At 60.8% G+C, this 26673-nt stretch carries 26 protein-coding genes and 1 riboswitch; of the genes, 5 read left to right on the top strand and 21 right to left on the bottom strand.

Annotated features, from left to right (window positions below; genetic code table 11):
• Window position 1 precedes the first annotated feature (1 nt).
• From polA to B5G40_RS09655, 6 genes are all read right to left on the bottom strand, one after another.
• Complete coding sequence (gene polA / locus B5G40_RS09680) at window positions 2–2662, bottom strand: DNA polymerase I (protein ID WP_087399475.1); 2661 nt, start codon at window positions 2660–2662, stop codon at window positions 2–4.
• A gap of 211 nt (window positions 2663–2873) precedes the next feature.
• The gene (locus B5G40_RS09675) at window positions 2874–3527 is read right to left on the bottom strand and encodes a hypothetical protein (RefSeq protein WP_087328233.1); all 654 of its coding nucleotides are present in this window, start codon (window positions 3525–3527) and stop codon (window positions 2874–2876) included.
• A 153-nt stretch (window positions 3528–3680) separates the two neighbouring features.
• A riboswitch (cobalamin riboswitch) is annotated at window positions 3681–3875 on the bottom strand.
• A gap of 52 nt (window positions 3876–3927) precedes the next feature.
• Window positions 3928–4755, bottom strand: a complete 828-nt coding sequence (locus tag B5G40_RS09670; RefSeq protein ID WP_087399474.1) for a DUF975 family protein — start codon at window positions 4753–4755, stop codon at window positions 3928–3930.
• Window positions 4756–4803: 48 nt separating this feature from the next.
• Window positions 4804–6459 (bottom strand): sensor histidine kinase, encoded by a 1656-nt coding sequence (locus B5G40_RS09665; RefSeq protein WP_087399473.1) that lies wholly within the window; start codon window positions 6457–6459, stop codon window positions 4804–4806.
• Window position 6460: 1 nt separating this feature from the next.
• Window positions 6461–7132 carry a response regulator transcription factor gene (locus B5G40_RS09660; RefSeq protein WP_087399472.1) on the bottom strand — a complete coding sequence of 224 codons (672 nt, stop codon included), beginning with the start codon at window positions 7130–7132 and terminating at the stop codon, window positions 6461–6463.
• A 102-nt stretch (window positions 7133–7234) separates the two neighbouring features.
• Window positions 7235–8398 carry a toxic anion resistance protein gene (locus B5G40_RS09655; RefSeq protein ID WP_087187429.1) on the bottom strand — a complete coding sequence of 388 codons (1164 nt, stop codon included), beginning with the start codon at window positions 8396–8398 and terminating at the stop codon, window positions 7235–7237.
• 165 nt (window positions 8399–8563) lie between these two features.
• On the opposite strand from B5G40_RS09655, the gene ilvA reads away from it, so the two are divergent.
• From ilvA to recR, 4 genes are all read left to right on the top strand, one after another.
• Window positions 8564–9784: a threonine ammonia-lyase gene (gene ilvA, locus B5G40_RS09650; protein ID WP_087266358.1), complete on the top strand. Its 1221-nt coding sequence runs from the start codon at window positions 8564–8566 to the stop codon at window positions 9782–9784.
• A 257-nt stretch (window positions 9785–10041) separates the two neighbouring features.
• Complete coding sequence (gene rpe / locus B5G40_RS09645) at window positions 10042–10689, top strand: ribulose-phosphate 3-epimerase (protein WP_087266360.1); 648 nt, start codon at window positions 10042–10044, stop codon at window positions 10687–10689.
• Between the two features lie 2 nt (window positions 10690–10691).
• The gene (locus tag B5G40_RS09640) at window positions 10692–11159 is read left to right on the top strand and encodes a cupin domain-containing protein (RefSeq protein WP_087399471.1); all 468 of its coding nucleotides are present in this window, start codon (window positions 10692–10694) and stop codon (window positions 11157–11159) included.
• An 18-nt stretch (window positions 11160–11177) separates the two neighbouring features.
• Complete coding sequence (recR, locus tag B5G40_RS09635) at window positions 11178–11780, top strand: recombination mediator RecR (RefSeq protein WP_087187433.1); 603 nt, start codon at window positions 11178–11180, stop codon at window positions 11778–11780.
• A gap of 54 nt (window positions 11781–11834) precedes the next feature.
• Here recR and B5G40_RS09630 read toward each other — a convergent pair whose 3' ends face one another.
• From B5G40_RS09630 to B5G40_RS09595, 8 genes are all read right to left on the bottom strand, one after another.
• Window positions 11835–13097 carry a zinc ribbon domain-containing protein gene (locus B5G40_RS09630; RefSeq protein WP_087399470.1) on the bottom strand — a complete coding sequence of 421 codons (1263 nt, stop codon included), beginning with the start codon at window positions 13095–13097 and terminating at the stop codon, window positions 11835–11837.
• A 103-nt stretch (window positions 13098–13200) separates the two neighbouring features.
• A complete protein-coding gene (locus B5G40_RS09625; RefSeq protein ID WP_087399469.1) occupies window positions 13201–14250 on the bottom strand; it encodes an alcohol dehydrogenase in 1050 nt (349 codons plus the stop codon).
• Between the two features lie 83 nt (window positions 14251–14333).
• A complete protein-coding gene (locus tag B5G40_RS09620) occupies window positions 14334–14900 on the bottom strand; it encodes a prolyl-tRNA synthetase associated domain-containing protein (RefSeq protein WP_087388840.1) in 567 nt (188 codons plus the stop codon).
• Window positions 14901–14903: 3 nt separating this feature from the next.
• Complete coding sequence (locus B5G40_RS09615; protein ID WP_087388839.1) at window positions 14904–16187, bottom strand: O-acetylhomoserine aminocarboxypropyltransferase/cysteine synthase family protein; 1284 nt, start codon at window positions 16185–16187, stop codon at window positions 14904–14906.
• Between the two features lie 117 nt (window positions 16188–16304).
• Complete coding sequence (locus tag B5G40_RS09610; RefSeq protein ID WP_087187438.1) at window positions 16305–17228, bottom strand: GerMN domain-containing protein; 924 nt, start codon at window positions 17226–17228, stop codon at window positions 16305–16307.
• The gene (locus B5G40_RS09605; protein ID WP_242959367.1) at window positions 17225–18658 is read right to left on the bottom strand and encodes a sensor histidine kinase; all 1434 of its coding nucleotides are present in this window, start codon (window positions 18656–18658) and stop codon (window positions 17225–17227) included. The genes B5G40_RS09610 and B5G40_RS09605 overlap by 4 nt, the downstream gene beginning before the upstream one ends.
• 28 nt (window positions 18659–18686) lie before the next feature.
• Entirely contained in the window at window positions 18687–19373 is a 687-nt protein-coding gene (locus B5G40_RS09600) for a response regulator transcription factor (RefSeq protein ID WP_087187440.1), read from the bottom strand.
• A gap of 19 nt (window positions 19374–19392) precedes the next feature.
• Complete coding sequence (locus tag B5G40_RS09595) at window positions 19393–19827, bottom strand: ComEA family DNA-binding protein (protein WP_087399467.1); 435 nt, start codon at window positions 19825–19827, stop codon at window positions 19393–19395.
• A gap of 98 nt (window positions 19828–19925) precedes the next feature.
• Between B5G40_RS09595 and B5G40_RS09590 the strand changes: the two genes are divergently transcribed.
• A complete protein-coding gene (locus B5G40_RS09590; RefSeq protein WP_087399466.1) occupies window positions 19926–21317 on the top strand; it encodes a D-alanyl-D-alanine carboxypeptidase family protein in 1392 nt (463 codons plus the stop codon).
• A gap of 42 nt (window positions 21318–21359) precedes the next feature.
• Here the strand turns inward: B5G40_RS09590 and B5G40_RS09585 are convergent, their stop codons facing one another.
• The 7 genes from B5G40_RS09585 to thiM are packed head-to-tail and all read right to left on the bottom strand — an operon-like array spanning window position 21360 to window position 26672.
• Window positions 21360–22376 carry an ABC transporter substrate-binding protein gene (locus B5G40_RS09585; protein WP_343286730.1) on the bottom strand — a complete coding sequence of 339 codons (1017 nt, stop codon included), beginning with the start codon at window positions 22374–22376 and terminating at the stop codon, window positions 21360–21362.
• 19 nt (window positions 22377–22395) lie between these two features.
• Entirely contained in the window at window positions 22396–23154 is a 759-nt protein-coding gene (locus tag B5G40_RS09580; RefSeq protein ID WP_087330804.1) for an ABC transporter permease, read from the bottom strand.
• Entirely contained in the window at window positions 23151–23912 is a 762-nt protein-coding gene (locus B5G40_RS09575) for an ABC transporter ATP-binding protein (protein ID WP_087330802.1), read from the bottom strand. The genes B5G40_RS09580 and B5G40_RS09575 overlap by 4 nt, the downstream gene beginning before the upstream one ends.
• On the bottom strand, window positions 23909–24568 hold the full coding sequence (gene tenA / locus B5G40_RS09570; RefSeq protein ID WP_087399465.1) for a thiaminase II: 660 nt from the start codon (window positions 24566–24568) through the stop codon (window positions 23909–23911). Before tenA ends, B5G40_RS09575 begins: the two co-directional genes overlap by 4 nt.
• On the bottom strand, window positions 24565–25203 hold the full coding sequence (locus B5G40_RS09565) for an HAD family hydrolase (protein ID WP_087399464.1): 639 nt from the start codon (window positions 25201–25203) through the stop codon (window positions 24565–24567). Before B5G40_RS09565 ends, tenA begins: the two co-directional genes overlap by 4 nt.
• Window positions 25196–25855, bottom strand: a complete 660-nt coding sequence (thiE, locus tag B5G40_RS09560) for a thiamine phosphate synthase (protein WP_087330796.1) — start codon at window positions 25853–25855, stop codon at window positions 25196–25198. The genes B5G40_RS09565 and thiE overlap by 8 nt, the downstream gene beginning before the upstream one ends.
• Window positions 25836–26672 carry a hydroxyethylthiazole kinase gene (gene thiM / locus B5G40_RS09555; RefSeq protein WP_087330794.1) on the bottom strand — a complete coding sequence of 279 codons (837 nt, stop codon included), beginning with the start codon at window positions 26670–26672 and terminating at the stop codon, window positions 25836–25838. Before thiM ends, thiE begins: the two co-directional genes overlap by 20 nt.
• Between the last annotated feature and the right edge of the window lies 1 nt (window position 26673).

Below are 26673 nucleotides of genomic sequence, written 5' to 3'. Positions count from 1 at the left end.
TTCAGCCCTTGGCCTCCGCCCAACTCTTCCCAGCATGAGCCTCGGCAATGAGGGGCAGGGCCAGCTGCACCACCTGCTCCATCTCGTTCTCCAGCAGGGTCTTGACCCGCTCGGTCTCCCCCTCGGGGCACTCAACGATCAGTTCATCGTGGACTTGAAGAATCAGTTTTGCCTCCAACCCCTCGACCCGCAGCTTGTCACGCACCCGGATCATGGCCAGCTTGATGATATCGGCGGCGGTACCCTGGATGGGCATATTCAGGGCCACCCGCTCCCCGAAGGAGCGCAGATTGAAGTTGGAGGATTTCAGCTCGGGCAGCCAACGGCGGCGGCCCATGAGGGTAGACACATAGCCGTCTGCCTTGGCCTGCTCCACCACCTGGGTCATATAGGCGTGGACGCCGGAGTACTTCTCAAAGTACTTCTCCATATACTCCTTGGCCTCCGCCCGGGTGACCCCGATGTCCTGGGACAGGGAGAAGTCGGAGATACCGTAGACAATGCCGAAGTTCACCGCCTTGGCCCGGCGGCGCATCTCATGGGTCACATCTCCAGGAGCCACCCCAAACACCTGGGAAGCGGTAACGGTGTGGATGTCCTCCCCGGAGCGGAAGGCGGATATCATATGTTCGTCTCCTGCGATGTGGGCCAGCAACCGCAGCTCGATCTGGGAGTAGTCGGCGTCCACCAGCATCTTCCCCGCCGGGGCCACAAACATCTTCCGCAGCTCCGCCCCCAGTTCGGTGCGGACGGGGATGTTTTGCAGGTTGGGCTCGGTGGAACTGAGACGCCCGGTGGCAGTGACGGTGTTCTGGAAGGAGGTGTGGATGCGCCCATCGGCGGCGATCACCTTGGTGAGCCCGTCCACATAGGTGGATTTCAGCTTGGCCAGCTGACGGTAGTCCAGCACCGCCTCCACAATGGGGTGCTTGTCCCGCAGCTTTTCCAGCACCTCGGCGTTGGTGGAGTAGCCGGTCTTGGTCTTTTTCACCGGGGGCAGGCCCAGCTTGTCAAAAAGGATCTTGCCGAACTGCTGAGTGGAATTGATGTTGAACTGCTCCCCCGCCAGTTCGTAGATCAGGGCCTCATCGGCCTGAATCCGCTCATCCAGCATCTGGCCAAAGGCGGTGAGGGCGTTCCGATCCACCAGCACCCCGGCGTGTTCCATCTCCGCCAGCACCGGGCACAGGGGGAGCTCCACCTCATAGTACAGCTTATCCATACCCAGCTCCGTGAGCCGGGGGGCCATAGCCTCCTTCAACGCGCCGATAAGGGCGCAGTGGGAGAACAAGGCACCCAGCACCGTTGCCTGATCGGCCAGAGGGGTAAAGGCATCCTTGGCCAGGTAGGTATCCTTGGCCTTGGCATACTCATGGTTGAACCACCGCATACCCAAAGTCTCCAGCTCGTAACTGCCGTCGGTGGGAGCCAGCAGATAGGCCGCCAGAGCCGTATCAAAAACGAAGCCGCCTCCCTCGATGCCCTCGTTCAGCAGTCTGGACAGCAGGGTTTTCACATCGTGGGTGTTCTTCTTGATGTCAGGAGCAAAGAGGGCCTTGAGAACGTCGTTATATCCCTCCATCTGGTCAGCCCGGAGAATGGCGGCGTGGCTATCCTGCTCACTCTCCCAGTGCTCCACCACAACCACGTCCAGAGAGGGCAGGGCCAGCACATCCACGCTGTCCTTCTGCCGCCAGATAGACAACAGCTCCTCTGCCCGGTTCAAATCGGTGACATCTTCGCTGGTGCAGGTGCCGGTAAACTGTTCCTCCTGCTGCACCTCCCCCTGAGGAGCGCTGAGGCCCAGCTTGTCGATCAGCTTATTGAACTCCAGCTTGAGGAAAAGCTCGTACAGGACGGCGGCATTGGGTTCCTTCCGCAGGTTGGCCTCGGGGGTGAAGTCGATGGGGGCATCGCAGTGGATGAGGGCCAGGTCGTAGGACATTTTAGCCTGGTCTGCCCCTTCGGTCAGTTTCTTAAGCACGGCAGGCTTGGCCTCTACGCTGTCCAGATCCTGATAAATGGCTTCCACGCTGTGGTAGCGCTGGATCAGGTCCATGGCGGTCTTTTCACCGATCCCCTTGACACCGGGGATGTTATCGCTGGTATCCCCCATCAGTGCCTTCAGGTCCACCATGTGGATGGGATCAAAGCCGTAGGCCTCCCGGAAGGCCTCGGGGGTCATCTCCTTGGTGGTGGTCTGGCCCATACGGGTGGACACCAGCTTCACCCGGGTGGTATCGGTGACCAGCTGGAGGGAGTCCTTGTCGCCGGTGACGATGACGGTATTCCACCCGGCGGCGGTATCCTTCACCGAGATGGTACCGATGAGGTCGTCGGCCTCCCAGCCATCCATCTCATAGCGAGGGATGTTCATGGCCTCCAGTACCTGCTTCAGGATAGGCAATTGAGCCGCCAACTCCTCCGGCATCCCCTTCCGCTGGGCCTTATAGCCTTCATAGGCCAGGTGGCGGAAGGTGGGGGCCTTTCGGTCAAAGGTGACGCACAGGGCGTCGGGCTGTTCCTCGTCTATCAGCTTGAGCAGGATGTTCACGAAGCCATAGACGGCGTTGGTGGGGGTGCCGTCCTTGGTGGTAAGCAACCGGATTCCGTAAAAGGCCCGGTTGATGATGGAATTGCCGTCAATGACCATGAGCTTCATGAAAGGACCTCCTGCTGTCCGGTACTCCCGGACATAAAATCTCAGGATATAGTATACCAGCTTTCTCCGTCCCATACAAGAGAAAAGCCCGCCGGGTCACCTCACAATGGTGACCGCTATGTGCGCCGAGGTCAAATACCCCTCGGCAGAAGCCAGCAGGATATAGATCCTTCTGAGACGGCGGTATTAGGAAGGTCCTTCCCCTCCGGCTTCAGGCATGGCTAACATTCCGCGCCCAATAGCGCCGCATATGTCGGCGCACGGACTTGCTCAGCGCAGGAATACCCAGCAGTTCCAGTCCGGTCTGCCAGGTGCAGCCCACTTGTCTGAACAATACATCCAGCTCCCCGGGCAGCTCCTCCCGGCAGGGAGGCTGACCTGTCCGTCGGACCGCCGCGCAGTACTCCCCCAGTGTTTGTCGGGCATCCTCATCCAAGCATATACCCCGGGACGCGCACCGCTTCAGGAAGGGCAGGGTGTCCACCCGCTCGGGCCAGTCCGCCGGCCACATGCGCTCTGCCGCCTGCTGGCGGCTCCGGCCCCGTGCCCGCCAACAGGCATGATGGAGGGAACCAAAGCGCTTTTCCAGATACCAGCGGTAGACGCACAGCAACCGCTCCGGACGGGGCGAACCATTGCGCCCCTCCATGGTCTCCACCAGTGACTCCAATAGTTCTTCGTCGGAAAAGCTGGTATACACCTGTCTGCCAATGGGACATTCCGGGGAAAAATAGAGGGTAAGATCTCCATCCAGCTGCTGAGATAATCCGGGCGTATCGGCCATTTCCTCCTCCAGTTCCGCCAGCCACTGACGATATCCATTCAATTCCCGCTGGGACAATCTGTTCTTTCCGGTCCGTTCCATAGCTTTACTACCTCCCTGCCGCTGCAAATGGATTCCGGCGGGGACATCTATGGCCCAGACCATAGCAAAAGAAAAGAGTTTCCCGGACGGGAAACTCTTTTTTCATCAGCTCAAACGCCTGTGCTGTCACGCGCCATTTCCCCGCCGAATATGCGCGTTACCGTCGCGGCTGGCTGGTCTCCTGGCTTGGATTCAACCTTACGCCCGTCTTCCCATCCGTACCCGGACAGTGACCTTATGAGCGCTCGTCATCCTTACAGTAGAGAGGGCTGCTGCGGACTTGCACCGCATTCCCATTGAAAGCTCCGCCTCTGAGGACGGATAGCTACCAACCGCTGATTGGATTCAGTTGTTGTTTCTATTATATCATCTTCGTCCGAAAATACAATGCCTACTTTGGTTACATCCCGCCGTAAGGTCCGTTCCACCCGCCGGGCTGAGGACGCTGAGGAAAGGCTCCATACACCACCCAGTTATAAAAATTGGCATTGGCCGCCCCCATATAGGGGCCGATCCACAGGCTCAGAATACCCAGGGTGAAGGGAGACAAAATCAGCCATCCCAGGAAGGACAGGTCCTGTACGAACAGTGCCATGATATTGCCCCGCATGGCGCTGCGGCTGTGGCCAATGGCCTCCAGGGCGCCCATCTCCGGGTGGTCCAGCAGAAAGTAGACCGCCAGCCGGTAACGATAGGATATGGCAATCATCCAAACCAGCATGATCAAAGCGCCAACAAGGATCAGGGTGACGCTGTGCATTAGATAGGCCAGGAACACAAAGCCCACATAGACCGCCATACCGATGAGCCCCCACAGGAACACAAACAGGGCCGACAGGAAATTCACAGCCAGTGCCCGTCCTATCGTATAAAAGCCATCCAGCAGATTGCGGTAGCTGGGCCCTTCCCGCCGGGCCAATCGCAGGCTATAGGAGGTATATCCGTAATCCATCACCCAGCTATAGAGCGCCAGCAGCAGCTCCATGACCAGAATCACTGTAATACGCTGGGGGGTAAAAATGGCGGTCAGGATCTCTTCCACTTCATAGTTGGTCTCTGTTAGATAAAAATAGGCAGCCTGAAAAGGCTCAGATACAAAATTCAGCACCACACTGCTCAGTACACCGGTCAGCAGCACATACACCAGCGTTACCAGCATGGGGTGGGGATAGGCCCCCCGCATGGCATCCCGTGCCAGCCACTTGGACTCAGGACGGTTATATCCCATGGTACTCCCTCACAATCGTTTCTACCTTGTTGAGGAAATGATACCACATCATGTTTTCGATTGCAACCCGGGCAGCACCACCGTAAAGGTCACGCCCCCCGTCCGGTTGACCGCCCAGCAGCGTCCTCCATGGGCCTCCACCGCCGCCCGGACAATGGCCAGGCCCAAACCGGTACCTCCGTCCGCCCGGCTGCGGCCCTCATCCCCCCGGTAGAAGGGCTCAAACAGGCGGTCCAGATGTTTTTGCGGGATGACGGGGCCGTCGTTGTCCACGGTCAGCGTGATCCGCCGTCCCTTTTGGGCCAGGGAAATGGTCACCGCGCCGCCGGGGGTGCAGTGGCGCAGGGCATTGTCCGCCAGATTGTCCACCATTTCCTCCAACCGCAGCCGGTCCCCCAGCATGGATGCCGGGGCCAGTTGAGTACGCAGTTCAATGTTCTTTTCCTCTGCCAGCAGGGACAGCCGTGCAGCACCATTCTCCACCAGAGCATCCAGATCCAGGGGTTCCCGTTCCACCTTGCCGCCGCTCTCCAGCCGGGCCAGGTCCATCAGGCTCCCCACCAGGGCCGCCATCCGGTCGCTCTCAGCCACCACGGTGTCCAGATACTGGCCCCGCTTGGCGGGGTCGATGTCCTCCCGCAGGGCCTCGGCATGGGTGCGCAGCACCGCCAGAGGAGTCTTGAGTTCATGGGCCGCCCCCCGGACGAAGGCCCGCTCCCGCCGGATGGCCCGGTACTCCAGCCAGGCTGTGAACAGGGCCAGGGCCGCCGCCGCTCCCAGGGTGAGCAGGAGCACCGGTTTCAGCCCGGTGAGGGCGTACAGCTCAGGCAGGTAATAGTTTGACGCGAGAGGTCTCACGGCGCCGACATCCAGATAGGCGTTGGAATACTGGCCGCCGCCAAAGGCCAGCCCTCCCTGGGCAGTCTGGGGAATCCTCTCCTCCAGCTCGTCCACCTCTGCCGCCAGAGCCTGGTACCGCTCCAGCTGGGGCTCCGGATCCCCCCGGCCCAGCAGGGGGGAATAAAACTCCACCCAGGTACCGGAATAGGACTGCGGCGCCTGGCCGGGGAACAGGTCGGCCTGCGTATCGGCCAACACCACTTCCCCCGTTTCAAAGCAGAGAGTCAGCTTCTGCACATACAGCACCTGGCCCTCACGCCAGCCCACCGCCCGGAGGCCGGTAAACTCCGTCCCAGCCGCGCCGGCATCCCCCTGGTACAAGACCGGTTCCCGGTAGCCCTCCAGGGTGTCCAGTGCCGCCAGCATCTGCTCCTGGGACAGGACCGGATCAAGGACCAGGTACAGGACCGGCTCCTCCTCTGGATCAGCATCCTCTACCATCGCGGTATAGCCCATCAGCATCTGTGTCTGGCCCAGCCGGTCCCCGTCCTCCGTGTACGCCCGGAGAAAGAGCTGCCCCCCGTAGTCCCGGAGCAGCCACCCCCCGCTCATGGTGAGGATGGCGGAACAATAGCCGTCCTCCCAGGGAAGAAACCGGACGATGCCCAGGTTGTCCGGCTGGGCGGTCAGGATGATCTCCCCGCTTCTGATGCGCATGGACAGCTCGTTGCTCTGTACCGCCACATCCTCCCGGCACCATTGATAGTTGACCCAGATCAGGGCCGCCATGGCCGCCCCCCACAGCAGCAGGAAAATGCCCAGACTCCTGGCAAAGCACTTGAAAAACAGCCGTTTATCCTTCATATCAGCCGCCCTCCAGTCGATACCCCGCTTTGAACACCGTCTTGATCTGTTTGCCCCCGCTGCCCAGGGCGGCCCGCAGGCGTTTGACGCGCACGTCCACCGCCCGCTGCCCCCCCTCAAAGTCGATGCCCCACACCTTGTCCAGCAGCTGGTCCCGGCTGAGCACCTGGCCCCGGTGGCACATGAGGCAGAGGAGCAGCTCGTACTCCCTGGGGGTGAGGGCCACCGGCCTCCCCTCCACCGTACAGGTGCGCCCCGCCAGGTCCAGGGTGATGGCCCCGCAGCTTAGGCTCTCGCCGCCCCCCTCTCCCCGGCTGCGGCGGATCACCGCCCGGGCCTTGGCCAGCAGCACCGCCAGGGAAAAGGGCTTGGTCACATAGTCGTCCGCCCCCAGGGCGTAGCCCCGGAGCACGTCGGGCTCGGTCCCCAGGGCGGTGAGGAAGAGGATGGGCATCCGGCTCTTGGCCCGTACCACCCGGCAGACCGAAAAGCCGTCCAGGTTTGGCATGAGCACGTCCAGCAGCATGGCATCGTAGTCGTGGTCCCGCAGCAGGTCCAGGGCCTCCTCCCCATCCCGGGCCAGATCGCAGTCCAGACCGTGAGCAGTAAAGTAGTCCCGGATAATATCACGGATACGGGCCTCGTCCTCCACCACCAGAATATGGTCCGCCATGGCTCCCCTCTCCTTTCATCCACAGGATAGCAAAAAGATGTGTCCATCTGATGTCAAAAAAGGCGCTGCAATGATATTGCAGCGCCTTTTAATTGTTCCTGCTTAGCCTCTCAATTCCAGAAGCTTCTGCTTCAGCTCGCCTTCGATACGGCCCAGCTCCGCTTCGGCCTCCCGGCGCTTCTGGGCGCCCTCCTGCTGGATGTTCATGACCTCATCCAGGGTGGAGATGAGCTGCTGGTTGGTATGCTGGAGGGTCTCCAGGTCCACCACGGAGCGCTCGGCCTCCTTGGCGGTCTCCAAAGTGCCCATTTTCAGCATATCGGCGTTCTTTTGCAGCAGTTCGTTGGTCATGTTGGTCACCGCGCTCTGGGCGGCGGTGGCCTGACGGGAGTGCTCCAGCCCCAGGGCCAGCACCATCTGGCTCTTCCAAAGGGGGATGGTGTTCACCAGAGAGGACTGGATCTTCTCCAGCATCAGGGTGTCGTTGTTCTGGATCAGCCGGGTCTGGGGCCCCATCTGGATGGAAATCATCCGGGTCAGCTCCAGGTCGTGGATCTTCTTCTCAAAGCGGGTGCACATATTGGCCAGGTCGTTATAGGCCTGGGCGTCCTCCTGGGCGCCGCTCTGGGCCGCCTTCTGACGCAGCTGCTCCAGCTCTCCGGCCCGCACCTGGGCCAGGCGCTTCTTGCCCGCCAGGATATACATGGTCAGTTCCTTATAATATTTGGTGTTGAGGTCGTACATCTGGTCCAGCATGGCGATGTCCTTCATCAGGGTCACCTGGTGGGCCTCCAGCACCTCCACGATCTTATTCACGTTGGTCTCCGCCTTGGAGTAGGAAGCCTTCATGGCCTCCAGTTGGTTGCGCTTCTTCTTGAAGAAGCCGAAGAAGCCCTTCTCGTCCTCCTCGCCACCGAAGCCCTTCAGCTCCACCACCAGAGAGGACAGGGCCTGTCCCACCTCGCCCAGATCCTTGGTACGCACCGAGTTGAGGGTATTTTCAGAGAAACCGGCAATGTTCTTCTGGGCCGCAGCGCCGTACTGGAGCACCAGATTGGTATCGGTCAGATCGATCTTCTGGGCAAAGTCATCCACCATCTTGCGCTCAGCTTCGGTGAGCTGGCTTTCGTCCAACTGAATGGCCTTGGCCTCCTCACTGGCGTTGGGGTCCAGGCTCAACTGAGGCGCGGCAGGCGCTTCCGCTGCGGCGGTACCCAGATCCGGGGTCAGCGTCAGCTCCGGGGTAAAATCCATGTTGTCAGCCATGACTGCGTCCCTCCATATTCCATACCGGCAGCGCCGGCTTGTTCTTCCAAATCATTGTACCGTTCCCCCATTCCCCTGTCAAGAACACGTTGACTTTCCCTCAAAAAGTCAGTATCATTAAAAACATATTCCGATATTCCGTTTTGAGAGAGGAAGTCTTGCCCCATGCTCACCCTGAAAGAATTTAAGGAGGCCCGCAGCGTGCTCTCCGGGGTCATCCGGAACACCAGTCTGGTCTACAGCACTGCCTTTTCCAAGGCCACCGGCAACCATGTGTACATCAAGCCGGAAAATATGCAGGTTACCGGCGCCTACAAGATCCGGGGCGCCTACTATAAAATCAGCACCTTGACCGAGGAAGAAAAGGCCAAGGGTCTGGTCACCGCCTCCGCCGGCAACCACGCCCAGGGTGTGGCCTACGCCGCCCAGCAGGCCGGCGTGAGCGCCACCATCGTCATGCCCACCACCACTCCCCTGGTGAAGGTGAACAACACCAAGGATTACGGCGCCAAGGTGGTGCTCCACGGCGAAACCTTTGACGATGCCGCCGAGCTGGCCGCCAAGCTGTCCGCAGAGGAGGGCCTGACCTACGTCCACCCCTTCAACGATCCCGCCATCGCCACCGGCCAGGGCACCATCTCTTACGAAATCTTCCAGGACCTGCCCGACGTGGACGTGATCCTGGTGCCCATCGGCGGCGGCGGACTGGCCACCGGCGTGTCCACCCTGGCCAAGCTGCTCAATCCCAACGTCACCGTCATCGGCGTGGAGCCCACCGGGGCCGCCTCCATGAAGGCCAGCCTGGATGCCGGTCATGTGGTCACCCTGGACAAGGTGGAGACCATTGCCGACGGCGTGGCGGTCAAGACCCCCGGCGACCAGATCTTCCCTTACATCCAGCAGAACATTGACGACATCATCACCATCGACGACGACGAGCTGGTGGATGCCTTCCTGGATATGATGGAAAAGCACAAGATGATCGTGGAAAATGCCGGTCTGCTGCCCATTGCCGCCCTGAATCACCTCAAGTGCAAGGGCAAGAACGTGGTGCCTGTCCTCTCCGGCGGCAACATGGACGTGATCACCGTGGCCAGCCTGGTACAGCACGGCCTGATCAACCGGGGCCGGGTCTTCACCTTCTCGGTGCAGCTGCCCGACCGTCCCGGCGAGCTGCTGCGGGTGGCCCAGATCGTGGCCGAGGCCAACGGCAACATCATCAAGCTGGAGCACAACCAGTTTATCAACATCAATCGCCAGAGCGGCGTGGAGCTGCGGGTTACCCTGGAGGCCTTTGGCCACACCCACAAGCGGGCCATTTTGGACGCCATGTGTGCTGCCGGCTATCAGGCCCGGGAGTGCCACACCAACGACTTCTATAATTAAGCGGACCGGCCCCCGCAAGCCAACTGTGTCCGGGGGAGTATACTCCCCCGGACACTATATGATGCGGCGCGCGATTCCGGAGCATGGACCGCCGGGCCGGCAACCCGTGGGTACGCGGGGGAGCGGCGGGGCCCCGGGCGTCATCCGCTTGCTGTATCTTATGTTCCCAACTTTCCCTTTGCCCCGGCCCATCCGCCAACGAGGGACAGGCTCTTTGCCCGTTCTCCCCATCTTTTTTGATAATGGAGTGGTAAATGATGATCAAGATCGCCCCTTCCATCCTCTCCGCCGATTTTGTAAACCTGGAGCGGGATATCCAGCGGGTATCCTCCGCCGACTGGCTCCACGTGGACGTCATGGACGGCTGCTTTGTCCCCAACATCACCATCGGCGTACCGGTGGTCCAGTCCATCCGCAAGTGCACCGATATGTTCCTGGACGTGCACCTGATGATCGACAAGCCGGTGCGCTACATTGAGGCCTTTGCCAAGGCAGGCGCCGACCTGCTGTCGGTCCACCTGGAGGCCGACCACCCCACCCGTATCGCCGAGGCGCTCCGACTCATGGACGAGTTCGGGGTGAAAAAGGCGGTAGCACTGCGGCCCATTACTGCCGCCAGCGCCATCCTCCCCTATCTGGAGAACCTGGATATGGTGCTGGTCATGACGGTGGAGCCTGGCTTCGGCGGCCAGGCCTTTATGGAACACCAGCTGGACACCATCCACCAGGTCCGTACCCTCATCGATCGCTATAATCCCGCCTGCCGTCTGGAGGTAGACGGCGGCATCAGCCCCAAAACTGCCGGGAAGGTGATCTCCGCCGGCGCCGATACCCTGGTAGCCGGTTCCGCGGTGTACGGAGCGGTGGACCCCGCCGCCGCCATCGCCGCCCTGCGGGAGGGCTGACCATGCCTGCGCCCCTGACCGACCGGCAGGCCAAAGGCCTGGGCATCACCACCCGTCATGAGCGGATGGACAACGGCGAGCTGCGGTTCCGTCTGTGCGCCTGTGACGGAAGTTCCTACATCCGTACCGAGGCCAGCGACCAGAGCGGCTGGCAGAACAGCCACCTCCACCGGTATGTCCATGAGCTGAATGTGATTCAGCAGGGCGTCATGCTGGTGGTGGAGGAGCACGACGGGCTTCTTGTACACCGGGTGCTCCGCGCCGGCGACTTCTACCTCTGCCCGCTGAACGTGCCCCACAACTCCTATATGCTGCCGGGCACGGTGGCCCACACGGTGAAGTACGGCCAGGACCTGCCCGACGTGGACTGGGTGGCCTGTCCCTGGCTGGACCCCCGCTGCCGGGCCCTGGACGTGGACGCCCTTGTCCGGGCAAGTTCCCCCTCCCCGCCCGGCAAACCCGATCTCTAAGAAGGGATGTTTTCATCTATGCAGTATTTTCCCCCCGCGCTGGAGCAGCTGGTGGAGCAGTTCGCCCGGCTGCCCGGCATTGGCCGGAAGAGCGCTCAGCGGCTGGCCTTCTATGTCCTCTCCCTGCCGGAGGAGGACGCCGCCGCCTTCGCTCAGGCCATCACCGAGGCAAAGGCCGCCATCCACTGCTGCCCGGTCTGTCAGAATTTTTCCCAGGGAGACGGCCTGTGTCCCATCTGCCAGGACCCCAAGCGGGACCCATCTGTGATCTGCGTGGTGGCAGACCCCAAAGATGTGGCCGCTATGGAGCGCTCCCGGGAGTATCCCGGCGTGTACCACGTCCTTCACGGCGTCATCTCCCCCATGAACCATGTGGGGCCCGATGAGCTGCGGGTAAAGGAGCTGGTAAACCGGGTGGCCGAAGGCGGGGTCAGCGAGGTCATTATGGCCACCAACCCGGACACTGAGGGAGAGGCCACAGCTATGTATCTCTCCCGTCTGCTGCGCCCCTTCGGGGTCAGGGTGACCCGGCTGGCCTACGGCATCCCGGTAGGCAGCCACCTGGAATATGCCGACGACGCCACCCTTATGCGTGCCCTGGAGGGCCGCCGGGAAATGTAAAAAAAGAGTTCCGCGCCAGTGGCGCGGAACTCTTTTTTAGTTGATGGCGCGATCTTAGTGATTGACAAATAGATAGGCCCGCTTTCTGAAATAGACCACCTGCAGGATGTAGACCAGCACGCACAGCCCCAGGCTGACCAGGGGAATTGCCATGTACTCCATCAGATACTGGCCGGGCACATAGTTGCTCAGCTGGGTGTAGGCGATCAGCAGGTTGACGGCAAAAAATACCGTGGGCAGAATGGCCAGGACCAGGAAGAGGGTGTTGCCGCCCGACTGGAGCCGGATCATCTTCACCCAGGCCACCAGCATCAGAACACCATAGACCGCACAGGCAAGGCCGATGATCATGGGATTAGGAACAAAGAGTGGCAGGTACAGAATAGCCATCCCTCTCCCATCCATCAGCAGAGCCTGGAAACTGCGATAATAGTACTCCACACTGCTCCCCATATCGCCCTCGATCCCCGCCATCACCATCAGCACAACGCCAAAGGCCAGATAGAGCAGGGCAGTCGGGATCATATTGAAATAGATCTGGAATTTGTACCAGTTCATGGGGCAGCCGTAATCAATTCGACCGTTGCTGTAGGTGGGCTGTCTCCGCTCCTCATAGGAGGAACTGTAGGCACTCTGCTGGGGCGCAGACTGCCAGCCGCCCTGATAGCCCTGCTGAGGAGCACTCTGCCAGCCGCCGGGCTGCTGGTTATTCTGCCAGCCGCTCTGCTGCCAGTTATTCTGCTGCTGCCAACCGGGTGCACTCTGCTGTGCGCCGTTCTGCCAGCTATTCTGCTGCCAGCCGGGAGCAGACTGCTGAGTGCTGCTTTGCCAACCACTCTGCTGCCAGCCGCCAGACTGAGCGTTCTGCTGGCTGCCCTGCCAGGAATTCTGCTGGGGCTCCTGCTGAGAGGCACTGGCTTGCCAGGGACTCTGAGTCTCCTGCTGCGGAGCGGAAGCCTGCCAGGGACTCTGGGCTTCCTGCTGCGGGGCACTGGCCTGCCAAGGACTCTGGGCTTCCTGCTGGGGCGCGCTGGTTGCCCGCCAGGGGCTCTGAGGCTCCTGCTGAACAGGTTCCGGCTCGGCCTTTACCTGCTCCAGCGGCTCCTCCGGCACGGGGTTAAAGGTACTCCAGTCAAATTCATCGTTGGACGGGGTGTTCTCCGGCTCCGCCTGGGGCACGACAGTCTCAGGCTCCTGGGGCGGGGTCATATCCTGCCGAGGCTCCTCCGTGACAACGCCGCCGGACTGCTTCTTTCCACAGGCAACACAGAATATGCTGCCGTCCGGGATCTGAGTCCCACAGTGTTCACAATACATATGCTTTTACTCTCCTCTACACTCTCTTGCGGTTGCTGGGATATCTTATTTTATGTCATCTTTCGACGTTTGTAAACCCATATCTTTCACAAATTCTCCAGCCTTATCCATCTGTCTCGTCCGCTGTCACGGCTACCTTGATTACGCCGTCCCGCCGGTTCTCAAAAAGCTCATAAGCCTCCTCAATACGGCTGAGAGGATAGGTATGGGTGATAAGGGCGGTGGTATCCAGTTTCCCCTGCGCGATCAGATCCAGCGTTTGGGCACAGTTGCAGCCGTCCACCCCGCCGGTCTTGAAGGTCAGGTTTTTACCATACATCTCGGGCAGGGGCAGCACCTGGTCCTTGTCATACAGGGCCACCACCGTCACTACGGCATTGGGCCGGGCGCACTGCCAGGCCAGGCGGAAGGTATCCGGTCCGCCCGCCACCTCCAGCACCACATCTGCGCCGCCATGGTCGCTGTGAGCCTGCACAAAGGCCTCCGCCTCCTCCGGTCCTACCGTCAGCACACCGGGATAATGTGCCTCCACAAAGGCCCGGCGCAGAGGGTCCCGCTCGCACAGAATGATCTGTCTGGGACTTTGAAGTTGGACGCACTGGAGGGTACACAGGCCGGTGGGGCCGCCGCCGATGATGAGCACCGTGTCCTCCGGGCTGATCTCTGAAATATCCGCCGCCCAGTACCCGGTAGCCAGGATATCCCCCACAAAGAGGGCCTGCCGGTCGGATACCTCGTCCGGGATCTTGTTCAGTCCCTGGTCTGCATAGGGTACCCGGACATACTCGGCCTGACCGCCGTCGATGCGGCAGCCCAAGGCCCAGCCGCCGTTAGGATCGGTGCAGTTATTGACCCAGCCGTGGCGGCAAAAGTAGCACTGGCCGCAGAAGGTCTCCACGTTCACGGTCACCCGGTCGCCGGGTTTTACCGTGGACACCCCGGCGCCTATCTGCTCCACGATACCCACCATCTCGTGGCCCACCGTGATACCGGGCACCGCCCGGGGCACCGAGCCGTGCTTGATATGCAGATCACTGGTGCAGATGCTGGACAGGGTAACCTTTACAATGGCATCCCCGTCCTCCATCAGCTGGGGTTTTGGCTTGTTCAGCAGGGCAAATTTCCCCCGCTCCACATAAGTATAGGCCAGCATGACTCCCCCTCCTTTTTGCCACAGTATACCATATTCCCAGCCATGATGCAAAAGGGCGTGCCGCAAATGCGGCACGCCCAATATCATACTTCTGTTTCCGGCTCCGGCCAGGGCAAATCCACCAGGATGGGCTTGTGGCCCACCGCCGGCAGAAAGCGGTCCAGAAAATCGGACCGGGTCAGCTTGAGGGTAGAGGTGGAAAAGCAGGGATGACCGCTGATAAAGTCCCCTTCCATCAGCTCCCGGTCTATCACCAACTGCACCTTCCCCTCCTTGTCATGCACCAGCTCAAAAGCGCTGGCAGAGCCAGGGGCAGCCCCCAGCAGGTCCATCATATGCTCCGGCGTGGCAAAGGACAGCCGGGCACAGCCCAACTGTGCGGTAACATCCTTGGTTTTGAAGGGCTTGTCCCCCGGCATCATCAACAGGTAGAAGTCGGTCTGCTTCCGGTTGGTGAGCAGCAGGTTTTTGCAAATGGGAGCCCCCAGCACCTGCTCCACCGCCTTACAGTCCTCCATGGTGTTGGCATAGTCATGGTCGCACCGCTGATAGGAGATACCCAGCTTGTCCAGATAGGCATACACTGCCATCTCGTTGGGATGGCGCTCCTCCGCGGGCGGGCCGCTGTATACGTTGGGATCTACTACCATGGCTTACACCTGCTCCAGGGCGTGGGCCACGTCCTCCAGAATATCGTTGATATCCTCGATGCCCACGCTGAGGCGCACCAGGTCGGGGGAGACGCCGGCGGCGGCCAGCTCCTCATCGGTCATCTGGCGGTGGGTAGTGGAGGCGGGATGCAGGGTGCAGGTCTTGGCATCGGCCACATGGGTGGCGATGGAGGCCAGCTTCAGACCTGCCATGAACTTGGAAGCCGCCTCACGGCCGCCCTTCACGCCGAAGGACACCACGCCGCAGGTACCATTAGGCATATACTTCTGAGCCCGCTCGTAGTAGGGGTCCCCCTCCAGGCCGGGGTAACGCACCCAGGCCACCTTGGGATGGTCCTTCAGGAATTTGGCCACGGCCAGACCGTTCTCACAGTGCTTTGCCACCCGCAGAGGCAGAGTCTCCAGGCCGATGTTCAGATAGTAGCAGTTCTGGGGAGAGGGAATGGCGCCCAGGTCCCGCATGAGCTGAGCGGTGGCCTTGGTGATGTAGGCCCCCTCCAGACCAAAACGTTCGGTGTAAGTAATGCCGTGATAGCTCTCGTCGGGGGTGGTCAGACCGGGGAACTTATCGGCGTGGGCGGTCCAGTCAAACTTACCGGAGTCCACAATGGCGCCTCCCACCGCGTTGGCGTGGCCGTCCATGTACTTGGTGGTGGAGTGAGTGACAATGTCGGCCCCCCACTCAAAGGGACGGCAGTTCACCGGGGTGGCAAAGGTATTGTCGATGATGAGAGGCACGCCATGGGCATGGGCCGCCTTGGCAAACTTCTCAATGTCCAGCACGGTGAGAGCCGGGTTGGCGATGGTCTCGCCGAACACCGCCCGGGTCTCCGGCCGGAAAGCGGCATTCAACTCCTCCTCGGTGCAGTCCGGGTCCACAAAGGTAAAGTCAATGCCCATCCGCTTCATGGTCACGGCGAAAAGGTTATAGGTACCGCCGTAGATGGAGGAGGAGCAAACCACGTGCTCTCCACAGGAGACGATATTGAAAATGGCATAGAAAGAAGCAGCCTGACCAGAGGAAGTGAGCATAGCCGCAGTGCCCCCCTCCAGGGCGCAGATCTTGGCAGCCACATGGTCATTGGTGGGGTTTTGCAGCCGGGTATAAAAATAACCGCTGGCCTCCAGATCAAAGAGGGCCCCCATCTGCTCTCCGGTGGCATACCGGAAGGTGGTGGACTGAACAATGGGGATGTTTCGGGGCTCTCCGTTGCCGGGGGTGTAGCCCGCGTGGATACACTGAGTACTGATACGGTGCTGGCTCATGGGCTGATTCTTCCTTTCTTTGCGTGGGTTACAGTGCTGGATCTCATCACACACTAATGCTATGAAGCATCAAATAATATGTGGTATGGTACACCCGGCAACGCCGGTTGTCAATACTTACCCTTCCGTGCCCAGGGTGGTGTCCGGGATCAGGGCCCGGTCCAGAGGCAGGCTGCCTACAGCAGGTGCCGGCTCTCCATCGATGTAGAGCTGTACCGCCTCCACCCCATCCAGTTCGCACAGGGTATTGACCATGGCATACACCATCAGGGCCGCCGTTGTTTCACTGCCGGGCAGCCCCTGGATAAACTCAGGAGACAGATCCACCAGACAAACGCCGTCCTCTACCTGAGCCGACAGGATCTGGCTTCCCTGGGGCAGGCAGGGACTCAGTCCTGCCTCTTCCGGACCCTCGGCCCAGGCAGACAGCACCGCCTCCACCACGGTCTGGTCCACATCCTTGATGATCTGGCGCCGTTCCACGCCCAAATTCTGTCCTCCCTGCCGCAGATACCACAGATCCACACCCAGGGACATGGGCTCATCCGCACCGCCGGCCAACAGAATATCTTCCGCGGACAGCTGTTGAATAGAGCGATAGGGCAGTTCATGGCCCTCCACGGTCACATAGACAGAGTCCACCTCCTCCAGCTGACAGAGGGTCAGGGTCAGGCAGGCGTCAGCCAGGGTCAGGTTGACCCCGGAGAGGCTGTAATATTGGTCGGACAGGTCCAGATGGAGTACCCCCTCCTTCAACTGCCAATCCAGCAGTTGAAGCCCGCTGGGGAAGGGGGTGGTCAGTTCCGGCGACTGGGGCTGCTCCAGCAGCAGTTCCATCAGGCCGGGAATGGTCTCCTGTCCCTGAGAAAGAACCCGGCGCTCCCCCTCTACCGCTGATTCTCCCTCCTCATTGGACAGGGCGGAGTAATAGATCACATAGCTCTGGCCATCCTGCTTGCCGGATCCGGCCTCCTGGGCAGCACATCCACTGGCGGTCAAAAGGGCGGCACAGAGCAGCACCGATATGCCTCGCTTGCTCACGGTTCCTCCCCTCCCTTCTCTGTCCAGCAGGAAAATCGCACTTCAAAGCAGGTGCCTTCCGGCTCCCGCCGCCGGGCGGTCACGGTACCACCGTGCTGGCGCACCGTGTCCCGGACAATGGACAGGCCAAGGCCGGTACCGCCCGCAGCCCGGGAACGAGCCTTGTCCACCCGGTAAAACCGGTCAAAAATCTTGGGCAGATCAGCCTCCGGAATACCCACGCCGGTGTCCTCTACCAGCAGGATCACCTGATCTTCCTCCTGCTTCAGGGTCACGGTCACGGTGCCGCCGGGCAGGTTGTATTTCACGGCGTTCTCCATCAGGTTAAATGCCACCTGATACAGATCGTCCTCGGTGGCCCGAATGATACATCCACTCTGGAGCGACAGCTTCAGCTCCACTTCTGCCGCTCGGGCCAGGGGGGTGAGCATATGCTCCACCCGCTCCACCACCGTCTTGACGTCCACCGGTCCGGTATGGATCTCATGGGCGGTGTCCAAACGGGTAAGGGTAAGCAGCTTTTCGGTAATACGGGTAAGGCGCTCGGCCTCATCCCCAATATCAATGAGAAATTCCCGGGCGGTATCGCCATCCATGTTATCCGCCTGGAGGATAGAGTCGGTCAGCAGACGGATGGAGGCCAGCGGGGTTTTCAGCTCGTGGGAGGCGTCGGAGACAAAGCGCCGACGCACCTCCTCCGTGGTCTGGAGCCGCCCGGTCAGCTCGTTGAATTCATCGGCCAGACGGCTGAGCTCGTCCCCGCCCCTGACGGTGACCCGGTGGCTGTACTCGCCCTGGCGCACCGTGTGGATACCCCGCAGCAGCAGGGCGATCCGCCGGGTCAGGGCTTTGGAGAACACCACGCCCATCGCCGCCGTCACCACGCAGATTACAATGGAAATGGTCCGCAGGTTATTCTGAATGCCCTGGAGCAGGGCCCCCTGCTGGGCGTCGTACTCATAGAGGTAAACCGCTCCCTGGGTCATGGAACGGTAGGTCACCGGAACCGCCGCCCGGCTGCACAGCGCCCCGTCCTCATACTCCGATCGGAACACATCATTGCCCTGCAAGGCCGTGACAATTTCCCAGATCATGGCATACTGGCCAGCGGTATCCGACCGCTGGCTGCCCTCCTGAAAGTCACACAGTACCAAGCCGTTGGGATCGGTGACCACCACCCGGGTCACCCCCAGGCTGCCCAGCAGCAGGCTGACCGTCTTGGTGGCTCCCTCCTGTGTCAGGGCCTCCGGCCCGGTAGCCAGGGCGGAAGCCAGCACCGAGGCCTGGTTCTGCAGGGAGGTCTGCTTGGACTGGTAGGCCAGAGTCTGGGTCACCATCACCGGATAGGTGTTGAGCAGTACCACCACCGCCGCCACAATGACCAGATAGGTCATGGCGTACTTAACCCGGAGGGATCGCCAGAAGGGCACTCGTCTGGCCCCCCCTTCTCTCTTCTGATTATCCATTCTTCAAATAATAGCCCACGCCCCACTTGGTGAGGATGTAGGTCGGATTGGCAGGGTCCAGCTCCAGCTTCTCCCGCAGGCGGCGGACGTGCACATCCACCGTCCGGTAGTCACCGGCGTACTCATAGCCCCACACCACGTTGAGCAGATTCTCCCGGCTGTACACCCGGCCTGGATTGCGCATCAACAGCTCCATCAGGTCAAACTCCTTGGCGGTCAGATCCACGCTCTTGCCGTCCTTCCAGGCCGCCCGGGCATCCGGGTCCAGGGTGATGTGCCCGATGACCAGCTTGCGGCCACCGCCCATCTGCTGGGCAGCCATGCCTGCCCGGCGGAGCAGGGCCCGCACACGGGCTTTCAGCTCCAGGATGTTGAACGGCTTGGTAATATAGTCATCCGCCCCACATTCAAAGCCGATGATCTTGTCGGTGTCCTCGCTGCGGGCGGTGAGCATGATGATGGGCACATTGGAAAACTCCCGAATCCGCATACAGGCCTGAAGTCCGTCGATTTTGGGCATCATCAGGTCCAGGATGATGAGGTCGAAGCCGCCTCCCCGGGCCAGCTCCACCGCCTCTTCCCCGTCGTAGCCCACTTCCACTTGGTAGCCTTCGCTCTCCAGGTTGAACTTGATGCCCTTGACCAGCACCTTTTCATCGTCCACAACCAATATTTTCAAGGCAGTTCCTCCTTTTTTATTAAGAAACGGTAACCATATCAATCAGTCCGCCTAAAATGCCCTCGCCGATGCCGTCTACCCGGGTCAGGTCCTCCGGCACCCGGAAGGGGCCGTTGGCCTCCCGGTCGGCGACGATGGCAGCCGCCCGCTTCTCGCCAATGCCGGGCAGTGTCATCAATTCCTCCATTGTGGCGGTGTTTAAATTAATTTTGCCGGAGGGCGAGGCCGCAGGGTTCTCACTTTCCGGTGCCGGAGTACCGGTAGCTACCGGGACAGCTGACGGCTGGGCAGAGGTGACTGGAACTGTGACGGCGGTAGGTTTCGCCAGCAAGTTCTCTGTCTCCACCCGTACAGGTTGAGCGCTGGAAGCGCCCCGCAGAAACCAGCCCGCCGCAAACGCCGCAAAGGCGGCGGCCAACAGGAGGGAAATTAGTTCCAGTTTGGAAATCTTCATATTTTGTAACCGCCTTCCCGTTGCTTCCAGGTCCAGGGTTTGCTATAATGGATAAGAATACTTTGACCTTATTATATCATACACAAATGGAGTTTCCTATGAAAAAATCAAGACTGCTCTCCCTGTTTCTTTCCCTGGTCCTGATCACCGGACTACTTACCACCTTTGCCTCCGCCAGCAGCGGCAGCGCCATTCTGGACGAGATGGATGTCAACGCCAAAGCTGCCGTTTTGGTGGACCCCAATACCAATGAGGTCCTCTACGAGAAAAACGCCCACGAGAAGATGTATCCCGCCTCCATCACCAAGGTGATGACCTGCCTGCTCACCCTGGAGGCGGTGGATGAGGGCAAGCTCTCCCTGGACCAGACCGTCACCGCCAGTGCCAGCATCCACACCGGCATCGGCGCTGGCGCCTCTACCGCCGACATCAAGGAGGGCGAGGAGATCCGGATCATCGACCTGCTGTACGCCGCCCTGATCCCCTCCGCCAACGAGGCCTGTAATGTGATGGCCGAAGCGGTGGCCGGCGACGTGGCCAGCTTTGTGGACCTGATGAATCAGCGGGCCGCCGAGCTGGGTATGACGGACACCCATTTCGCCAACACCCACGGCTACCACGACGACAACCACTATACCTCCGCCTACGACGTCTTCCTCATGTGTCAGGAGGCCATGAAGCACGAGACCTTCCGCACCATTGTCACCACCAAGCGCTACGATATGCCCGCCACCAACATCCACCCTGAGGCCCGCACCGTCCACTCCACCAACGCCCTGATCTCCAACTGGAATGTGACCGGCTACCTCTACTCCTACGCCACCGGCATCAAGACCGGCCACACCAATGAATCGGGCTACTGCCTGGCCGCTGCCGCCACCAAGGAGGACCGGAGCCTGATCTCGGTGGTTATGGGCTGCGAGCGGGAGCCGGGCTCCACCGGCAGCAAGGGCCGCACCGACTTCTCCGAAACCATCCGGCTGTTTGAGTGGGGCTTCAATAACTTCTCCACCCAGACCATTCTGGACGCCACCAAGCGGGACATCCCCGAGGTGGAGGTCACTCTGGGCAAGGGCACCAACTATGTGACCCTGGAGCCCCAGGGCGAGATCACCGCCCTGCTGCCCAAGGACGTCTCCACCGAGGACTTCAAATATAACTATACCCTCAATGCCAAAACTGTGGAGGCTCCCGTGGAAAAGGGCCAGGTACTGGGCACTATCACTGCCTCCTTCAACGGCAAGGAATACGGCTCCCTCCCCCTGGTGGCCAGCATTGCCGTTGATGCCGATCCCCTGCTCTACAATCTGGACCGCATCCAGCGCTTCTTCTCCCAGCTGTGGGTGAAGATCATTTTGGTGATCCTGCTTATCTTTATCGTGTTTCTCATCATCCGTCTCCTCTTCTTCCGGGGCCGGCGGGGCGGACGCCGGGGCGGCTACTCCTATAGCGGCGGCTCTCACTACAGCGGACGCCGCAGAAGAAGATAACAAAAAATCGCCTGCCGTTGAAACGGCAGGCGATTTCTTTTCTTATTCACTCAGCAGGTCCACATACAGCTCATCCAGCGCCGGAGCCTCGTCAATCAGGCCCTCGCTGAGCAGCCAATCCACGTTTTCCTGCCAGCACTCCGCGCTCTGGGTCAGGAAGGGGGCATCCGCCGTCTCCATCATGGGCAGCAGGGTTTCCATGCTCTTCTGCTCCACCGTCTTGGACAGGGGGAAGTTCTCTTCATTCTGGTTGTCCAGCAGGATCTGGAGCACACCGTCCGGGTCGGCCTGCATATCCTCAAAGCCCTTCTGGCAGGCCCGCAGGAAGCCCTGGAGCACCTCGGGCTCCTCTTCGATCATAGTATCGCTGGCCAGGAACACGCCCTCATAGTAGGTGGGCACGCCGTAGTCGTCCAGATCGAAGTAGTTGACCTCGAACCCCTCCTCCTCCAACTGGGGTACCTCATGGTTGACCAGGCAGCCGATGGTGGCATCCACATTACCGGTGGTCATGGAGCTCATCAGGTCAAATCCCACGTCGATGAGGGTCACGTCGCTGGAATCGGCTCCAACATAGGCCATGATGGAGTGGATCAGGGCCTCGGACAGCTCGGTGCCCGCATAGCCCACGGTCTTGCCCACCAGATCCTCCGGAGAGGTGATGTTCTTGTCCTTCAGGGAGAGGACGATGTTCAGGGGGCCCTGAACCACCGCGCCGATGGACTTCACCGGCACGTCCTGATTGGCCCGGGCGATGATCACGTCCTGCTGGTAGTACAGGCCGATCTCCGCCTGGCCGGCGGCCACCAGGGAGATGGCGTCGTTGGCATTGGAGGGGAACTGGATGTTGACCTTCAGCCCCTCCTCCTCGAAGTAGCCCTTCTCAATGGTGTCATAGAGGAAGGCATGGAGGGCATTGGGATACCAGTCCAACACCACGCTGATCTCCCGCAGGTCGTCCTGTCCGCCGGTTTCCTGACCGCCGTCGGTGGGGGCGGAACAGCCGGCCAGGAGGAGCGCCCCAGCCAGGGCAAGGGTTGCAATTTGTTTCATATCCATCTTTCCTTTCTCTTTGTGATTAGGAGGATTCGCCCCTCCAGCGGACAAACTTTCGTTCCAGCAGGGCCACGATTCCCACCGCCACCATGGCGGTAACCGACAAGATCACAATGGGTGCAAATACCCCCGCTCCATCCAACTGAGTCATCATCCGGCGGGAGAAGTAGCCCAGACCGCTCTGGGCCCCCAGCCACTCGCCAATGGCCGCGCCAATAATACTCATGGGCACCGCCATTTTGATGGCCGAGAAAAAGTAGGGCAGCGCGCAGGGGGCTTTGATCTTCCAGAAGATCTCCCGGCGGGTAGCGCCGTAGGTCTGGAGCAGCTCCGCCATTTCTGTCTTGGCCGAACGCAGACCGTCGTACACCGTAATGGTGATGGGGAAAAAGGTGATGAGCACCGTCACCAGCACCTTGCTCCAGATGCCGTAGCCGAACCACAGCACAAACAACGGCGCAATGGCGGTGGTGGGAATGGTCTGGGATACCACCACCACGGGATAGAGCATCCGCCGCACCATGTCGCTGGCATCCATGGCCACCGCCAGAGCCAGCCCCAGCACCAGGGAGATGGCCAGACCGATGGCAGTCACCGTCATGGTGGCGGGCAGATGGACGGTAAAGAGGGGCTCCCGCAGCTCCCACAGCCGCTGGAGGATTTCAAGGGGGGTGGGTAGAATGTAGGAGGCATTCATACCCATGGCCCCCGCCTGCCAAATCATCAGCAGGGCCAGCAGGAAAATGAGGGCGGGCAGATTGGCTTTGCAGGCTTTCTTCATACGCTCACCTGCTTTCTCAGCAGCGTAATCAACCGCTCTTTCAATTCCACCATCTCCGGGTTCTTAAGACAGGACCGGTCCCTGGGAAACGCGGCAGGTACCGGGATCTCCGTCAGGGTATGGATGGGAGTGGACTCCACCACCAGCACACTTGAGGAGAGAAACACCGCCTCTTCCACGTCGTGGGTGATAAAGAGGATGGTCTTTTTGTGCCGCTGCCACTGGTCCAGCAGCCACTCCTGCATGGAGATGCGGGTAAGGAAGTCCAGGGCGGAGAAGGGCTCGTCCAGCAGCAGCAGGTCGCTGCCCGTCAGCATGGTACGGGCAAAGGCAGCCCGCTGCCGCATTCCGCCGGACAACTCGTCCGGCATCTTGTCGCAGCAGCCCTCCAGCCCAACGTCGGCTAGGGCCTCCTCTACCTTCTGCCGCCGCTGGGCCTTGGACAGGCCTCCGGCGATCTCCAGAGGCAGGGCCACATTCTCCCCCACCGTACGCCAGGGGAAGAGCAGGTCCTTCTGAGGCATATAGCCACAATACCGCTTCCGCCCTCCAATGGGCTGCCCGTCCACCAGGATCTCCCCGCCCTTGGGCTGGAGCAGGCCGTTGGTCATGCGAAAGATGGTGCTTTTACCACAGCCGCTTACACCCAGAACGCAGTGGAAGGACCCCGGCTCCACCTGAAAGGACAGCCTGTCAATGATATCGAAGTCCTCCGAGGGATACTGATAGGACACCTGACGGAATTCCAGCGCGCTCACTGTTCCAGCCTCCACGACATCTCCCAGAAGCCAAGCTCGTACCGGCTGCAGGCCACGAAGATGTCCTCCAGCTGCCGGTACTCCTCCTCGCTGCAATTCTGAGCCAGAGCATCCATCCGCTCCACCAGAGCGTCGTTGGTTTGCTGGTACTCCTCACTGGAATAGCCCCGCACCCACTCGCCGTAGAAGGGGTGGTCCGCCGCGCCGGGGATCTGGGCCAGCCGGGCGCCGATCTCGGCGTAGCTCCAGGAGCAGGCCAGAATGGAGGCCACGATCTCCGCCGGGCCGCCGGCGGCAGCCACCGCCAGCATATAGCTGGTATAGGACAAGTTGGGCAAGGCAGGCTTCACCTGAAAGACCTGCTCCTCGGTGATGCCCAGTTTTGACATATAGGCCCGGTGGGTCTTCATCTCGCCGCCCAGGATGGCGTCCACGTTGGCGGAGAAGAAGCGCATCAGCTCAGGGTCCTTGGCCTTCACCACGCCCCAGGCAAACACCTTGGCGTAGTCAAAAAGGTAGAGATAATCCTGGAGCAGAAAATATCGAAACTTCTCCTGGTCCAGGGTGCCGTCCCCAATGCCTTTCACAAATGGGTGGTCGTGGCAGGCCTGCCAGATAGGCTTTGCTGCCTCATACAACCGTTGTGTTACCGTCATAGCGCCTTCCTCCAATCCATGATGGTCTCGTCCGCCAGAGCAGCCAGGGCGGGCCAATCCTGTTCATAGGACGCCTCCGGCACTCCAACGGTGTAAAATCCAGCTTCTTTCGCCGTTTGTGCGGCGTAAAGAGCATCCTCAAAGACGGCGGTATCCCTTGGGGCACTTCCCATACGGCGGGCTGCCTCCAGATAGACGTCTGGCTGGGTCTTGCCCTTCCCCACCGCCTCGCAGCTGAGGATGAAATCAAAATGGTGAGCCACCCCCAACCGCTCCAGGCAGGCCCGGGCCAACGGCTCCGCCGTGGCGGTGGCCACACACAGCTTGGCCCCCTGCTGTTTCAGCTGTACCAGATAGTCCTGGATACCAGCCTTCAGAGGGATGTCAGTGCGGTAGTGGGCCTCCATAACGGCGTGCATCTCTTCAATAATGTGCTCCGGCGGCCCTTCAATCCCAAAGGTCTCCATGAGAAAAGTTGCCCCCTCCAGCATGGTCATGGGCCCCAGGGCAGCCAGCTGATCCGGGGTGGGACTATGGCCCCTGGCCTTCAGATAGTCCTTCCCCAAGGACTTCCAGATGGGCATGGAGTCCACCAGGGTACCGTCCATGTCAAAAATGCAGAACTGCTTATCCATGCCCTGCCACCATCTTGTCTGCCAGGGTACGCAGATTTTGAGCAGCCGCCTCCGGATCCTTCTGGGCGAAGAGGGCGGACACCACAGCGGCCCCTGCCGCCCCGGTTCCCGTCAGGTTGGGCAGGTTGTGGGCGTTGATGCCGCCGATGGCCACCACCGGGATGGACACCGCCTGGCAAATGGCTTTCAGGGTGTCCAGGCTCAGATTCTTAGCGTTCTGCTTGGTGGTGGTGCCGAACACCGCCCCGGCACCGATGTAGTCAGCTCCGGCCTGCTCGGCCGCCACCGCCAGCTCCACGGTGTTGGCGGTGATACCCAAAATCTTGTCCGGACCGATGAGGGCCCGTACGTCCCGGCCCATCAAATCGGCCTGGCCCACATGGACCCCGTCTGCATCACAGGCCAAGGCAATGTCCACGCTGTCGTTAATGACAAAGGGCACATGATACCGGGCAGCGATGGCCTGGATCTCCCTGGCCTCCGCCAGAATAGTGGCCTGATCCAGCTCCTTCTCTCTCAGCTGGAGGAAGGTTGCGCCCCCCTTCAGTACCTCCTCCACCACCTGTGCCAGGGTACGCTCCCCCAGCCAGCTCCGATCGGTAACGGCGTAAAGGGTCATTCCCTGTCGAATTTCATCCTTGGTAAACTTCATAGCGCACTCCTTGTATCAGCTGTTCTTCCGTCAGGTTGAACACGCTGTCGATGAGATCAATGCGGAAGGTGGCGTTTCCCGTTTCCTTTTTGAGCCGCAGTTCCTCCGCCCGCTCGCCTGCCAGAGCAATGGACGCGGCAGCGGCCGCCGCAGCCTCAAAGGGCTTGTCCGGGCTGGCCCCGCAGAAGGCCCCTGTGAGGGCGGACAGCATACATCCGCTGCCGGTGATGCGGGCCATGGTGGGGCTGCCGTTGCGGAGGAAGAGCACCCGCTCTCCCTGGGCAATCACATCCACCGCCCCGGAGAGGGTCACCGCCGCCCCGGTCCGCTTGGACAGGGTGCGTGCCAATTCCGCGGCCCGGGGCAGGCCGGACTCGGTCACTGCGTCAGCCTGGGCTACGTCCACCCCGCTGCCTCCCTCTTTATCCTCGGTAAGTGAGCGAATCTCCGAGGCGTTGCCCCGGATGACAGCAAACTGTACTTCCTCCAGCAATTTGCGGGCGGTTTCCCGCCGCAGGCCGGTAAAACCGGCAGCCACCGGGTCGAAGATCACCGGTACGCCCAGCCGGTTGGCCTCTTTTCCGGCGATGAGCATGGCCTCCCGGTCCCCCACGGCCCCCAGGTTGAGAACCAGGGTCTGGACACCGGCTACTGCGTCCGCCACCTCCAGAGGGTGGTGGGCCATGGTGGCCGAGGCCCCCGCCGCCAGCAAAATATTGGCGCAGTCGTTGACGGTGACGATATTGGTGATACACTGGACCAGAGGGGCTTTTTTCCGTACCGCCGCCAGCATGGCGGCAAAATCCATTCGTTCCATG

The sequence above is a fragment of the Flavonifractor sp. An9 genome, assembly GCF_002161245.1.
In the GTDB taxonomy this organism is placed as follows: domain Bacteria; phylum Bacillota; class Clostridia; order Oscillospirales; family Oscillospiraceae; genus Flavonifractor; species Flavonifractor avicola.
The sequence above is the reverse complement of the archived record's forward strand: the minus strand, read 5'-3'. Positions and strand labels throughout refer to the sequence as shown.